This is a genomic window from Pseudomonas sp. AB6 (assembly GCF_034314105.1).
In the GTDB taxonomy this organism is placed as follows: domain Bacteria; phylum Pseudomonadota; class Gammaproteobacteria; order Pseudomonadales; family Pseudomonadaceae; genus Aquipseudomonas.
In genome coordinates this window covers 2,149,794-2,165,563 of record NZ_JAVIWJ010000001.1, presented here as the reverse complement: position 1 = coordinate 2,165,563, position 15,770 = coordinate 2,149,794, and the positions used below count along the sequence as shown (strand labels likewise).

The following is a 15,770-nucleotide window of genomic DNA, read 5'->3' as shown; positions in this document are numbered from 1 at the left end:
TACATGGACGTTCATCAGTACGCTTTCCTCGCTCGCCAGTCCTCGGCTGAAATTGCGCCGCGTAAACATTTCTGGGGGATGTCAAAGCGTGGCATTGCGCTGATTCTGGCCAACGCGATGTTCTGGCAGCCGCTGTTGGCCCAGGCCGATGGCATTACGGTCAGTGCGCCGGGCATCACACTCGGGCAAGCGGGCAACGGCGTACCGATCGTCAACATCGCCGCGCCCAATGGCAGCGGTCTGTCGCACAACCAGTTTCAGGACTACAACGTCGGCGCCCAGGGCCTGATCCTCAACAACGGCACCAACAGCACGCAGTCGACCCAGCTGGGCGGGATTATCCTCGGCAACCCGAACTTTCACGGCAGCGCCGCCAGCACCATTCTTAACGAAGTTAACGGCGGCAATCCGAGCCAGCTTAACGGCTATACCGAAGTGGCGGGTCAATCCGCCCATGTGATCGTCGCCAACCCGTATGGCGTCAGTTGCAACGGCTGCGGCTTCATCAACAGCCCGCAAGTGACCCTGAGTACCGGCAAACCGATACTCGACGGCAACGGTAAGCTGGATCACTACCAGGTCGATGGCGGCAGCGTGACCCTTGATGGCGCGGGCCTGAACGCCACCAACATCGACCGCTTCGAGATCGTCACCCGCTCGGCCAAACTTAACGCCGAATTGCACGCCAAACAGCTGACCATCATCACTGGCCGCAACGACGTCGATGCGCAAACCCTGGCTGCCACTCCGCGCAGCCCTAACCCGGCAGATGCTCCGGCACTGGCCATCGACTCCAGTGCATTGGGCGGCATGTATGCAGGCGCGATCAAGCTGGTGGGCACCGAAGCCGGTGTCGGGGTCAGGTTGGCGGGCAACCTGGCGGCCAGCGCGGGGGATATTCAACTCGACGTCAACGGCCACCTGAGCCTGGCGCAAACCGCTGCCAGTGGTGCGGTTAACGTCAAGGCCGCGAGCCTCGATGCCACTGGACCGGTGTACGCCGGTTCGAGTCTCTCCGTCAGCACCACAGGCGACCTCAACGTCCAGCAGAACCTCGCGGCGCGAAACAGCATCAGCCTGTCCAGCGGCGGGCAGTTGACCAACCTCGGCATCGTCGAAGCCGGGGTCAACGCCGACAACAGCCGTAACACGACGGGCGACGTCAGTGTCGTCGCCAACAGCTTCAACAACGGCGGCAGCTTGATCGCCAGTCGTAATCTGCAAGCCACCGTGGCGCAGACGTTGTTCAACCAGGGCGCCACCATCAGCGGGCAGGGCAGTACGCAAATCACCGCGGGCACGCTTGATAACCAGAATAACGGCCGGGTATTGAGCAACGGTGGTCTGAACCTCAACGTCGCTGGCCTTTTGAATAACCAGAACGGCTTGCTCAATGCCGTAGGGCTGCTGCAATTACAGGCGGGCGTGGTGCTCAACAACGCAGGTCGTATCGCCAGTCAAAGCGACCTGACCGCCAACATCGGCGCCTTGACCCAGCAGGCCGGTCAGTTGGTCGCTCAAGGCAATCTGGTCCTCACCGGCGCCACGCTGGATAACAGCCTGGGCGGTTTGGTCGGGGCGACAAAAGCGCTAAACCTTGCCGTCGGCACTGTCGACAACCGTGGCGGGGAAATTTCCAGCCAGGTCGACGTCACCGTCATCGCTCAGCACCTGAACAACAGCAACGGCGGCAAGCTGCTCGCTGGCACCGCGCTGGGGCTCACCGTCGATCACCTGATCAATCAGAACAAGGGGCTGATCATTGGCGCTACCTTGGGTCTTGCGGGCTCAGATCTCGACAACACCGGCGGCACTTTTTCCAGCAAGACCCAGCTGGCGCTCAATCTCTCTGGCGATGTAAACAACAGCGCCGGGCTGCTCAGCAGTGATGGCGTGTTGACGGTCAACGCCGCCAACCTGAACAACAGCGCGGGCAGTCTTTCCAGTGGCGGGGCGTTAACAGTTGCGGCCACTGGGGGACTCAACAATCAAGGTGGCTCTATCAGCACCGATGCCGGTCTGATCCTGACCAGCGCCAGTCTGGACAACCGCAACAGCGGTGTGCTGTCGGGCAAAGGCGCGACTCGCGTGAGCACCGCAGCCTTCGACAATAGCCACGGCGGGCGTTTGACCAGCGCTAACACGCTAATCCTCAACGCCACCAACGTGATCAACCAGGACACCGGGCGTATCGCCAGCGCCATGGCCCTGACCGCTTACCTCACGGGTCTTGATCAACAGGGCGGCGAGCTGTTCAGCAACACCTCCCTGAGCCTGGACCTGAACCACGGCCAGTTGAACAACCAGGGTGGGCTGATCAATGCTCCCGGTGCGCTGCTGCTGAAAAACCTCAACGGGGTTGCCAACCAGAACGGTGAAATTTCCAGCGCGCAGGCCTTTACCCTTGACGCCCAAAGCCTCGACAACAGCAACGGCAAGGTCCTGAGCAACCAGGCGCTGACGCTGCGTCTGGCCCAGGCGATGAGCAACATCAAAGGTCTGATTTCGGCTGCTGCATTGGACGCCCACAGCGCCAGTCTGGACAACACCGACGGTTTGCTCAGCAGCCATGACGGCTTGACCTTGAGCGTCGACGGCGCCTTGGTAAACCACAACGGCACCGTGATTGCCGACGGTAATCTGCTGCTCAACGCGGCCACGGCAGACAACAGCCTCGGCGAAATCGCCGGCAAAAAGGACGTTATTGCCAACATTGGCAGCTTGCAGCAACAAGGCGGGCAACTGATCGCCCAAGGCGCCTTGAGCCTGACCGGCGACAGCCTGGACAACCGTCAAAAAGGCCTGGTCGGCGCCACCTCGGGTCTGAATCTGACGGTAGGAAACATCGACAATCGCGGCGGCGAAATATCCAGCCAAGGCGCCATCGGCCTGACCGGCCAGCAACTGGACAACAGCGACGGCGGCCACATACTCGGCCGAACCAGCCTGTCGCTGGCCGTCGATAACGTCATCAATCGCAACAAAGGTCTACTGTCCGGCAACACCGGGCTTAGCCTGACCGGCACTTCGCTGGACAACGGCGGCGGCAGTGTACAGAGCTTGCACAGCATTGACGTCAACGTGCTGGGCACCCTGGACAACAGCCTCGGGCTGTTCAGCAGTGAAGGCACTTTAGGCGTGCGTGTTGGCGCATTGATCAACAGCGCGGGCAGTCTTTCCAGCGCGGGTGTCCTGAGCGTCAACAGCACCGGCGCGGTCCACAACCAGGGCGGGCAGTTGGTTACCGATGGCAGCCTTGATCTGCACAGCGTCAGCCTCGATAACAGCCAGCACGGCAGTATCAGCGGCAAAGGACCGCTGCTGATTCAAACCGGTGCCTTTGACAACCGCCACGGTGGTCGCGTCAGCAGTGCCGACAGCCTCGATTTAACCGCCGCGCAGCTGACCAACCAGGACGGCGGCAGCATCGGCAGCAACCATGCGCTGACCGCCAGCGTCACCGGGCTGGATCAACAAAACGGCAGCTTGTTCAGCAACACCGCGCTGACCCTTGACCTCAATCATGGTCAACTGAACAACCAGGGCGGCTTGATTAACGCGCCGGGCCCATTGCAGCTGAAAAACCTCAATGGCGTGGCCAACCAGGGCGGTGAAATATCCAGCGCCCAAGCGTTCAACCTGACCGCACAAACCCTGGACAACAGCAACGGCAAACTGCTGAGCAACCAAAGCCTGACCCTGCGCATTAATCAGGCATTGAGCAACATCACGGGCATGATTGCCGCAGCGGGCGTTGATGCCAGTGCCAGCACGCTGGACAACAGCGGCGGCACCCTGACCAGTCGCGGCGACCTTGCGCTGAACGTGACCGGTTCGCTGACCAACCAAAGCAGCGGCCTGATTAACGCAGCTCAGGCATTCAATGTCGGCGCTGCAAACATCAACAACCAAGCCGGCCTGTTGTTGGCCGGCACCACACTGACCCTCAACGCCGCAAACATCGATAACAGCGCCAATGGCTTGATCAACAGCCAGGGCAGCTTACTGCTGACCGCTAACAGCTTGAATTCCAACAATGGCGGCGAAGTGTCGGCCAAGGGCAATATCGGCCTCAACCTGAGCGCACTGACCCAGAACGGCGGGCGTCTGTTAAGCGATGCCGGGATCACTCTGGACCTTGGCAGCGGCGATATTGCTAACCAAGGCGGTTTGATCACCGCCAAAGGACCGCTGACCCTGAGTCGCCTACGCGACCTGAATAATCTCAACGGTGAAATCTCCAGCAGCCAAAGCTTCAACCTGAGCGGGCGCACCCTCGACAACACCAACGGCAAACTGATCAGCAGCAACCTGTTGGGCCTCAACGCTATCGGCTTGATCAACCAAAACGGTTTGATCTCCGGCTGGCAAGGTTTGACCGTTAGCGGCGGCAGCCTCGATAACCGCAATAACGGCACGCTGTCTAGCCGCAGCGGCGATGTGGGCGTCACCCTCAGTGGTGCGCTGCTCAACAGTAACAACGGCGCATTGGTCAGCCATAAAGCCCTGACCGTCAGCACCGCCAGCCTCGACAACAGCGGCGGCATTCTGTCCAGCGGCAGCGGCCAGATCTTGACCGTCAGCGGCCTGCTGAACAACGGCCAGCACGGCCTGATCGACAGCGGCGCAGCACTCATCGTGCAAGCCATGACCCTGGGCAACGCCGCAGGCGTGATTAATGCGCAACAAAACCTTAGCTTCACCGGCAGCGATCTGGACAACAGCGGCGGTACCTTGGCGAGTAACGCTGCCGTCACCCTCGACCTGCTGGGCGCCCTGACCAACACCAACGGCAAACTCGCCAGCGCCGGTGCGTTGTTGGTTCAACGTGCCAGCCAGATCAACAACCAGGGCGGCCAACTCGCCAGCCAAAGCTTGATGACCTTGCTCACTGGCGGCCTGAACAACAGCAACCACGGCACCGTCGCCGCCAGCGGCCAACTGCTGCTCACCGCCACTGGCGCGGTGCAAAACAACGCCGATGGTTTGATCTACAGCCAAAACGCCGACGTTCAATTACACGCCGCCAGCCTCGCGAACGGCAAAGGCGCACTGCAAAGCCAAGGCGCGCTGGGCCTCACTGTTACGGGCGACATCGACAACCAAAGCGGCCGCATCATTGCGCAAAACGGTGACCTCACTCTCAACGCCAATAACGTCGACAGCCGTGGCGGGGTGCTCTCCAGTTTGCAAGGGGCTTTCACCGCGCACCTCACTGGCGTGCTGAAAAACGGTTACGACCTCAACAACAACCGCCAGGGCGGCATCACCCAGGCACAAAACCTGAGCATCACCGCGCTGGGCGGCATCGACAACTACGGCGGCCGCATCTCGGCGCAAACCGGCGATGCATTGATCACCACCGGCAACTTCGATAACCGCAACGGCGGCCTGTACGCCAAAGGCAAAATCAACCTCACCGGCAACACCTTCGACAACAGCGGCGACAACGACGGGCAGATCGCCGGCAGCCAGATCGACTTGACCCTCAGCGGTGCGCTGAACAACCGTCTGGGCATCATCGAAAGCGACAACACCCTCAACATCACCGCCGCCAGCCTCGATAACCAGACCGGCAAACTCCGCGCCCTGGGCACCAGCGGCGCCACGCGTTTTCAGATCGGCAACCTGTTCGACAACCGCAACGGCACCGTCGAAAGCGCCAACAGCGACCTGATCCTCGCAGCGGGCAGCTTTCAGAACACGGGCGGCACGTTGCTGCATGTGGGCACTGGCACCTTTGATTTGTCGATGCCCAACGTCACTAATGCGGGCGGCAGCATCGTCACCCGCGGTGGCTTGACGCTCAATGCCGATACCTGGACCAACAGCAGCGTGATCCAGGCCGGGCGTTTGACGGTTAACGTCAATAACTTCACGCAGACCGCTGCCGGGCAGTTGTTGGCATCCGGTGCGTTTGTCGGGACTGGGGGCAATTGGAGTAATGATGGGTTGATTGCCAGTAGCGGCAGCCTGAGCCTTATCCTGACTGGGACGTATGGCGGCAATGGCGAAGTCAGCAGCGTTGGTAGTCTAGGTCTGAGTGCAGGGCAAATTGACCTGAGTTCAGTCGCCAGCATCACCGCTGGTACGACCGGTGTCGTCAGTAGCTCCGGTAGCCTGAACAACTTTGGCCGCCTGACCTCCGCTGGCGATTTGACCGTCAACGCCGCATCGCTTAACAACCAAGGCACCTTGGGCAGTGCCGCTGCTTTGCGAGTCAATGCCAGCACCATCCTCAATCAAAACGGTTTGATTTTCAGCGGCGGCGACATGGCGCTGCGCACAGACAACTTCACCAACCGCTACGCGGATATTTACAGCCTCGGCAACATCAGCATCGCCAAGGACGACAGCAATGGTTGGAGTTCGTCGATTGCTAACGTGTCGGCGACGATTGAAAGCGTGGGTGATTTGAGTCTGGCTGCTAGTCATATTGAGAATCGGAAGGATGTTTTTGAGACTACTGGCGGGTTGGTTTCCAGTGCTATTGGTGTTGGGTGCTACACCTGTGAGTTCGTGCCCAGTGTCGAGGATGAACATACCGATGGCCATATTGTTTGGGTCCAGAACTACCAATCCACCATCGTCCAGGATTCCGCATCGGCTAGCTTGACTGCGGGTCGTAACATGTTGGTCTCAGGCACGGATCTGTTGAACTCCGACTCGACGATTAGCGCTGGTAACAATCTCACGCTAAACCTGACCAACTTCACCAACCAAGGGGCCTCGGTTGGGGATTACTCGGTTAAGCGCACCTATGCGGAATCGTTCGACAACGACATTGGCTTTTGGATCGGCGCCATGCAGTACAACTCGGTCAGTGATCCAAATTATGACGCTAATGATCCGGGCCCTTATGACTCCAACCACAACATGCAGCCCCCAAAATTCGAGTTTTGGAACAAGGATGGCGTCCAGTCATTGACCGCCATGAGTGGCCACTTTTTAGGGAGGGATCACCAAGGTTTTTCCGGGTTCGGCACCATACGTGTCGAAAATGATCGGACCATTGATTGGGAGATTCAGGCACCTAACTACCAACCCGGTGTTCAGGCCCCCGTGCCAGTTGCACTGTTGAATGCAACTCCGGTGGAAAACACTGTCATCTACAATAACCCCTCGAGCTACGCCAACGCTGTGGTCCAAGCCGGTGGCACCGTCAGCATAACGGCCTCGCAAAACCTGACCAATAGCGTTGTCCGCGAAGGTGTCGTTCTCGGTTCAAGCGCATCAAGAGTTGGCTCAACTCAAATCAGCGGTCAAGCTGCCCCGACGATTGTTAACCTCAACGCGCAATTACCGCCGGATCTGGCTCAACAACAAGTCAACCCGCTGACACTTCCGGGTTTCAGTTTGCCTACCGGCCAAAACGGTTTGTTCCGACTGAGCGGGCAGGGTGGCAGCACGGTAGACGCTTCGCAAACCAGCACCGCACCACAAAGTTGGACCCTCGGCGGCGCCAACGTCTCGCTGGCCCAGCGCGACCAGACCGCCTCGGATACCCAAGGTCGCGGCATCCAACCGGGCAACGTCAGCCAGGCGTCGTCAGCTTCTCAGCAACTGGCCGGTGACGTTCGACAAGGCAGCGGTGTATCGGGCAGTGCATCGGCGATTAACGTCGGCGCAACCAATGCCACCTCTGGCGCGCAAACCGTCGCTCGCGCACAAGGCATACCCACCAGCTCCAGCACCTCCCAGCCGCAAAAATACCGGATCGAAACCAACCCGGCACTGACCGACCTCAAACAGTTCATGAGCTCGGATTACCTGCTGGCCGGTCTCGGTTACAACCCGGACGACAGCGCCAAACGCCTGGGTGACGGCCTCTACGAACAACGCCTTATCGAACAAGCCATCGTCGCTCGCACCGGCCAGGCGTTCATCGACGGCCAAACCTCCAACGAGGCACAGCTCAAGTATTTGATGGACAACGCCATCGCCAGCAAGAACGCGCTGAATCTGAGTGTGGGCGTGAGCCTGACGTCGGAACAGGTCGCGGCATTGACCCACGACATTGTGTGGATGGAAAGTGAAGTTGTAGATGGGCAGACAGTGCTGGTGCCGGTGTTGTATCTGGCTCAGGCAAACAACCGTCTAGCGCCCAATGGGGCTCTAATTCAAGGCTCTGACGTCACGCTGATCGCAGGTAAAAACCTCGACAACGCAGGCACGCTTAAAGCGACTAATAATCTTGCCGCCACAGCCGGTAATGATCTGGTCAACAGCGGTCTGGTGAGTGCGGGCAGTCGGCTTAGTTTGCTGGCGGGTAATGACTTGACCAACAAAGCGGGCGGCATTATCGCCGGTCGCGATGTCAGCATTACGGCAGTCAGCGGCGATGTACTCAACGAGCGCACCGTTACCAAGGCCCAGGCCAGCAACGGTTACGTCAGCACCCGCTACGACTTCGCCGACAGCGCAGGCCGCATCGAAGCCGCCAACGACCTGACAATTCAGGCAGGCCGCGACGTCAACAATATCGGTGGTGTACTGCAAAGCGGTCGCGACACCACCATCAGCGCGGGGCGTGACGTCAATCTGGTCTCCGCACAAACCGACAATAAATATACCGCGGGCAGCAACTACCTAGACCAACACATTACCCAACTGAGCGATTCCGTTAGTGCGGGTCGTGATTTATCCGTCACTGCTGGCCGCGACGTTACCGCCGTAGCCAGCCAGATTGATGCCAAGCGCAACATCACCATGGCGGCCACGGAAAACCTGACCCTGGGCTCAGCGGCGGACGAGGATCACTTCGACTCCAAGTCTCGTCACGTTACCGAGCAAAAAGATCACGTCAGCCAAGTTGCTACGACGCTAAACGCGGGCGGCGATGTTGTGCTCAGCTCCGGGCAAGACATGACGTTGGTGTCTAGCAAGGTGACGGCGGGCAATGAGGCGTATCTGGTTGCGGGTGGGCAATTGAGTTTGCTGGCGGCGCAAGACAGCGATTACTCGCTGTATGACATGAAAAAGAAGGGTGGGTGGGGCAGTAAAAGAAGCAGGAAAGACGAAACTACCCAAGTAACCAACGTCGGCAGTGAGATCAGCACTGGCGGTGATCTGGTACTGCTAAGCGGCGGCGATCAGTTGTATCAAGCCGCCAAACTGAACAGTGGCAACGACCTGACCATCAACAGCGGCGGCTCTGTAACTTTCCAGGGCGTTAAAGACTTTCATCAGGAGGACCACGAAAAAAGCAGCAGCGACATGGCCTGGATGTCGATGTCCGGCAAGGGCAGCACCGACCAAACCCTGCGTCAAAGCGAACTGACCGCCAAAGGCCAGATGACGATCAACGCTGTAAACGGCTTGAACATCGACATCAGGCAGATCAACCAGAACACCGTCTCGCAAACTATCGACGCCATGGTTCAGGCTGACCCGCAGTTGGCGTGGCTGAAAGAAGCCGACAAGCGCGGCGATGTAGATTGGCGGCAAGTGCAAGAAATCCATGATTCCTTCAAATACAGCAGCTCTGGTTTAGGCGTGGCTGCGCAACTCGTTATTGCGATTTTGCTGGCTGCTTTTCTGGGGCCAGCAGTCGCAGGTATGGCTGGTGGCGAAACTGTTGGTGCCGTAGCAGGAGCAGTGGCTTCAAGCGCAGCAACTAACGCAACTATCAGTTTTATTGACAACCGTGGCAATTTGGCGGCTGTTGTGAAAGATGTGACCTCCAGCGACGCCTTAAAAGGTTATGTGGTTTCCGGGGTGACTGCCGGGCTGACATTTGGTCTGTTTGACTCACTTAACATGACGACGGTATCAAACGGTAAAGTCGTCCTAGATGTGAGTAGCTTAAGAGGAATTGGCGGTTTTGCTACCAACCAGGTTCTGCAAAGTGGGACCGCGGCTATCCTTGAAAAGGCCTTGGGTGAAAATCCAAGTTTTAGCCGAGCATTGACCTCTGCACTACTGAATACGGTAGCTGCTACGAGCTTCAATGCAATCGGGGATTTAGATCTGGAAACCGGATCTCTATCTAAGGCGGCATTGCATGCTTTGGCCGGAGGTTTGATTTCCCAAGCTGCGGGAGGTGACTTCGCTGCGGGTGCTATTGCTGCTGGCGCAACGGAGTTGTTCGCTAATCAGCTGCGTCAAACGATGACTGCGCTGAGCCCTGCAAATCGAGATTTGCTGCTTACAACATCGTCTCAGTTGTTAGGTGTCATCACCGCAGCAATTGTGTCGCCGGACGCGGATGGAAACAGCGCACAAACTGCGGCATGGATCGCTGCAAATGCGATGCAATACAATAATTTGAATCACGACGCAATGAGCGACTTTGTCACAGACATGAATGCCTGTGCTAAAGATGAGAAATGCCAAACCAATACTTGGGTTGCTAATGGTTTTGGCAAAGAAAGCGCGGCGGACTATGAGAACGCTTTAAAAATTGGTGGCCTTGGCGGCGCACTGGCGGAGGTCAATTCAATCAAGGGTGGCCTATTGGCTATCCAGTCTCTTGAATGCACGACCGAGATCTGTGCAGGATACAAAAGTCTCTTGCTGCAACGAGCCGCTGATAGCCTCAATTATCTTGCCACAGTGGTAACGCAGTGGGAGCCACTGTTGAACGTAGGTGCCATAGGGGCTAGCGGAACAGTACTGGCGGAAATCCAAGAGCTGAAAGGGTTGGCGGTTGCCAAGCCAGTCAGCACTGGTGCAAAAGGCGGAAGTGCGGTAGCGGATGATTTCTTTGCAGGTACGAAATACACAGATAAAGTGTTAGGTCAGATCAAGACTGGCGATCTTCATGGATTCCCGGAAAGTGTCACAACTTTCCAAGGGGCCGGACAGGTGACGAAGATCACAGGGGGAGATGGTGTGGTAAGAGACATGCTGAAAATTCCAGGTGAGTATCGTGGGAAACAAGGCGTTTTCGAGTTCATAAAGGAGTCGGACGGGTCAATCAATCATCGACTATTCAAACCGACCTCGGCGGAGTGATCTATGAGTATTATATGGTCGGAGCAAATTGATCCTATTCTAAGTAGAGGTATATCTCTAGACCATTTGGGGGTGCGGAACTGGGCCCTAGGTCGTGATGACGCTTTACATGCTATTTATGAACTCGATGCTTTCGGAATTGCGATTCTTGGAGGGGATGTATATCAATTGGTTGGCGAGAAAGCTGAGCAGACGTACGACAGTTGGTACTGCGACCAAGGCCCCGATGAGTCTGATTCTGTTTTTTCTAAGCGCAGTTCAGATAAGGCAAAGAGTTATATTTTTAGCTACTTAATGCCGGAGGGGCTTTTTGCGATAGTGCCTAAAATTTGATGGTGCAAAAGGCGCAGGTACTGCGCTGGAAACAACCAATCCCGTTGTTGTGAGTGGTAGTCGGGCAATCGACAAGGCGCAGAGTTACGAAAGTGGTGTGCGTGGGATGTATGGGGATACTCCATTTGCTGAACGTCAATACACGGCGCTTGTCGATGGGCAACGTGTCAACGGTGTCGCTGATGAAGTGGCAGTGATCGGCGGGAAACCCACAGCTATTGAAGCCAAATTTGTCGATGACTGGGCTAGTTCTATTCGGAACCCAGAAAGCCCGGCTGGCTCGAAGCCATGGTCAGTAGCTGAACAGACGAAAATGGTAGATCAGGCGAAGAAATACTCCTCTGGTTTCGATGGCGGTGCTATTTATCATACAAACAGCCCAGAACTAGCTAGTTACTATTCGAAGGTGTTTACCGATGCGGGCGTCACAAACTTTAAGTTTGTAATTACCCCGGCAACAAAGTGAGGTGTGAAATGAGTAGTGATCGGGAGACGTTAGAAAAAATTCTGGGTGGAAAAATCGAGCAGTCGAACTCTCGAAATGTACCTGGTGTTACGGTTGTGGATGGGCAGCAAGTTGTTTATTTTTCGGACGATGGGAAAAACAAATTCCGAAAACAATTTAATAACATTACGTGCTTTTCTGAGCCTCCGAATGCTGTTCGTGGAGGGGTAAATGATCGCGGGTGCAAAGTCACCCCGCCCTCGGGGCCTCTTTTTTACGCGATTTCCTATCATGGTGATCTTGACGGTTGGAGAAAAGATATTGAGGCAGGGGCAATTGGCCTTGGTCTGTTACTCGCCCAAATCAAAGGTGATCAATTGGTTATTTCCGATGGCCGCTCGATCCCTCTGTCAGATTGCAAAATAGAGTTTTCTTGATCATTACTAATCCTCAACACCGGCCTTGCGCCGGTGTTGTTTTATCTGCGTTAGCCTTTCTTCTTAACTGCTCGCTTGGTTGTTACTGCTGGTTCCCATAATCCGCGATGCCTGATACTTCAGAATCATCCCATCCAGCAGTGCCTTGATAACCGATTTCTCGGCTTCGGGCATATGGCTGACGGCCTCGAAACGCAGGCGCAAATCGTCGGACGGCCCGCGTTCTCCTTCAGCGAAAACCAAATCATCCAAACTGACGTGCAGAGCCTGAGCAAGCCGAATTAGGGCTTCTAAGGTTGGTTGAGCCGTCCCTGCCTCATAACGCCGAATCTGATTGACGTGTACTGACGCGGTGTCAGCCAGGGTTTGCTGGGTGAGATCGGCGGCCTTACGCAGCTGGATTAGGCGTGTTGGGAAATGCATGGGTAGGAACCAGATCGTTTCGGATTCCATAACTGTATGCCCTGTCTCTGATAAGGTTTGACTTTGACACAGTATAAGGTATTAAAATAAAACCTCAAACGAGCGTTGACGTATTTTGGAGAAAACCCGATGGCCCGCATCCCCGAAGCCGAACTGGAACGCCTCAAGCGCGAGGTGTCACTGGTTCGGCTGATCCAGTCGCAGGGCCATGAGCTGAAAAAGCGCGGCAAGGATTGGGTGATGTGCTGCGTGTTTCATGACGAAAGCACGCCCAGCCTATCGGTCTCCGAGGAGAAAAATCTCTATCACTGCTTTGGCTGCGGGGCGGCTGGTTCGGTGATCGATTGGGTGATGAAAACCCAGGGCGTGTCGTTGCCGCACGCGGTCCAACTGCTGCGCAACGACGCACCGCTGGAGAACACGGAAAAAGTCGGTGTGTCGCGCAGCCATGCTCGACACCTCCCTTCTTTAGCTGCGGGCTCTTCTACTGTTTCAACCTCCGCGGTCGAAGATGCGGCTCTGTTGCGTTCGGTGGTCGAGTTCTACCACGGCAATTTCAAGCAATCGCCGGAAGCGCTGACCTATCTGGAATCTCGCGGCTTGAACCATCCCGAGCTGATCGAGCATTTTCAGCTGGGCTATGCCAACAAAACCCTGACTTACCGCTTGCCTGCCGGACACACCCAGGCGGGTCGCCAGGTGCGTCAGCAGTTGCAGACCTTGGGTGTTTTGCGTTCCACCGGGCATGAACATTTAAACGGTTGTCTGGTCGTGCCGGTGCTGGGTCTGGAAGACGGTGCCCAGCCAGAGCAATCCGGGCGGGTGATGCAGCTTTACGGACGGCGGATGCAGCCGAACAACAAGCTGCACAACCAGCCACGGCATTTGTACTTGGCCACGCTGTTACGCGGGGTCTGGAACGAGGCCGCGTTGCTGGCCAGCCTGGAAATTATTCTCTGTGAATCGCTGATCGATGCCATGACTTTTTGGTGTGCGGGTTTTCGCAACGTCATCAGCGCTTATGGCGTGAACGGTTTTTCCCAAGACCATTGGCAGGCCCTGAAACACCACGGCACCCAGCGGGTAATTATTGCTTTCGACCGTGATTCAGCGGGAGACGCCGCAGCAGAAAAGTTGGCCGAGGAACTGCGCTCAGCCGGCATCGAAGTTTTTCGTTTGTTGTTTCCGCAAGGCATGGACGCTAACGCTTTCGCCTTGCAGGTGGAAAACCCGGCCCAGGCGCTGGGCGAGTTGTTGCAACAGGCACTGTGGCAGGGCAAAGGCACGCCGGTTTTGGTCGAGCCAGAAACCTCTTTTTCTTTAGCCGCTGCGCCGCAGGCAACCGCTGAGTTGCCACCGGTGCCGGGTGTTTCCGATTCGGAAACTTTGACGGTCGCGGGTCCGGTTTCCGAATCGGAAACTTTCAGCGAAAACGCCCAGGGCGATCTTTTGTTGGCCGTGGCCGACCGTCGATGGCGGGTACGTGGCTGGAAAAAGAACCTCGGCCCGGAGCAAATGCGGGTCAATGTGCAGGTACGCCGCGAGGTCGCCGAAGAGCACGTAATGGGCCGAGAAGCGGCCTATTACGTGGACAGTTTTGATTTGTATGCGGCCAAAGCCCGGTATAGCTATTTGAAACAGGCCAGCATAGAACTGGGCGTGCCGGAAGAAATCATCAAGCGCGACCTGGGCAAGCTGTTGCTCAAGCTCGAAGGCTTGCAGGAAGCGGCAATCCAGGCAGCACTGGCCCCGAAAAATCCCACCCCGACACTGAGCGCCGAGGATGAACTGACCGCGTTGAACCTGTTGCGTGCGCCGAACCTGATCGAGCGCATCGAGGCGGATTTGACCCGCTGCGGGGTGGTCGGTGAATCCTACAACTTGCTGGCCGGGTACTTGGCGGCGGTTTCCAGAAAATTGGATCAGCCCTTGGCCGTATTGATTCAGTCATCGAGCGCGGCGGGCAAAAGCTCGCTGATGGACGCCGTGCTGAACCTGATGCCGGAAGAAGAACGCATTCAATACAGCGCCATGACCGGCCAGAGTCTGTTTTACCTCGGCGAAACGGATCTGCAACACAAGATACTGGCCATCGCCGAAGAGGAGGGCGTTCGCCAAGCGGCTTATGCCCTGAAACTGCTGCAATCGGACGGCGAATTGACCATTGCCAGCACCGGTAAGGACGAAGCCACCGGCAACTTGATCACCAAACAATACACGGTCAAAGGCCCGGTGATGCTGATGCTCACCACCACGGCCATCGACGTGGACGAAGAGCTGCTCAACCGGTGTTTGGTGCTGACCATCAACGAAAGCCGCGAGCAAACTGAAGCGATTCATGCCGCCCAACGTAAAAAACAAACCCTCGACGGCCTGCTGGCCGACGCTGAAAAACAGGCGATTACTCGCCTGCACCAGAACGCCCAGCGGCTGATCAAAACCGTGGCTGTGGTCAATCCGTTTGCTGACCAACTGACCTTTCTTTCGGACAAAACCCGGACCCGGCGTGACCACATGAAATACCTGACGTTGATTCGCTGCATTGCCTTGCTGCATCAGCATCAACGCCCGATCAAACACGTCGAGCATCGCGGCAAATCCTTGGCTTACATCGAGGTCACGAAGGGCGACATCGTGCTGGCCAACCGGCTGGCCCACGACATTCTTGGGCGCACCCTGGACGAACTGCCGCCGCAAACACGGCGGTTACTGGAGTTGCTACAGGGTTGGGTCGAGGCCCGAAGTCAGGCGCAGGGACTCAAAGAAAATGAGTTTCGGTTCGGTCGCAAGGACGTGCGCGAGGCCACTGGCTGGGGGGATACCCAGTTGAAAATCCATCTGGGCCGATTGACCGAGCTGGAATATTTGCTGCTGCACCGCAAGGGATTGGCCCATGAATATACCCTCACGTATGACGGCAAAAGCGGTAATCAACCGCACTTGATGGGCCTGATTGATGCCGACCTACTCGACAACAAATCAGCCCGGTCGGGGGAAGAGGAGCAGCGGTCGGACTCAGGTCGGGCCATGGCCGGTACTCAGTCGGACACCCTGAACCATGCGCAAAGCCACGTTGTTTCTGGCCTTGAGTCGAAAGCGGTCGGTCAGAACGAAAAACCACTGATCCAGCCGCCACAAAAAAACCACTCCGCGTTGTCCAGCGCCGTCTAAGTCGA

At 56.9% G+C, this 15,770-nt stretch carries 6 protein-coding genes; 5 read left to right on the top strand and 1 reads right to left on the bottom strand.

All coding sequences use genetic code 11. From position 1 onward, the window contains the following. Positions 1 to 3 precede the first annotated feature (3 nt). The 4 genes from RGW60_RS10230 (at position 4) to RGW60_RS10215 (ending at position 12,171) form a co-directional block, all read left to right on the top strand. Positions 4 to 10,956: a filamentous hemagglutinin N-terminal domain-containing protein gene (locus tag RGW60_RS10230; protein ID WP_322204341.1), complete on the top strand. Its 10,953-nt coding sequence runs from the start codon at positions 4 to 6 to the stop codon at positions 10,954 to 10,956. A 3-nt stretch (positions 10,957 to 10,959) separates the two neighbouring features. After that, entirely contained in the window at positions 10,960 to 11,289 is a 330-nt protein-coding gene (gene imm40 / locus RGW60_RS10225) for an Imm40 family immunity protein (RefSeq protein ID WP_140672277.1), read from the top strand. A gap of 106 nt (positions 11,290 to 11,395) precedes the next feature. Continuing rightward, positions 11,396 to 11,755: a hypothetical protein gene (locus tag RGW60_RS10220; RefSeq protein ID WP_322204338.1), complete on the top strand. Its 360-nt coding sequence runs from the start codon at positions 11,396 to 11,398 to the stop codon at positions 11,753 to 11,755. 8 nt (positions 11,756 to 11,763) lie between these two features. Continuing rightward, entirely contained in the window at positions 11,764 to 12,171 is a 408-nt protein-coding gene (locus RGW60_RS10215; protein WP_322204335.1) for a hypothetical protein, read from the top strand. 63 nt (positions 12,172 to 12,234) lie between these two features. On the opposite strand, the gene RGW60_RS10210 is transcribed toward RGW60_RS10215, so the two are convergent. Beyond that, a complete protein-coding gene (locus RGW60_RS10210; protein WP_322204333.1) occupies positions 12,235 to 12,594 on the bottom strand; it encodes a helix-turn-helix transcriptional regulator in 360 nt (119 codons plus the stop codon). A 129-nt stretch (positions 12,595 to 12,723) separates the two neighbouring features. Here RGW60_RS10210 and RGW60_RS10205 point away from each other — a divergent pair, with 129 nt between their 5' ends. After that, complete coding sequence (locus RGW60_RS10205) at positions 12,724 to 15,765, top strand: CHC2 zinc finger domain-containing protein (protein ID WP_322204331.1); 3,042 nt, start codon at positions 12,724 to 12,726, stop codon at positions 15,763 to 15,765. The last annotated feature ends 5 nt before the right edge of the window (positions 15,766 to 15,770 follow it).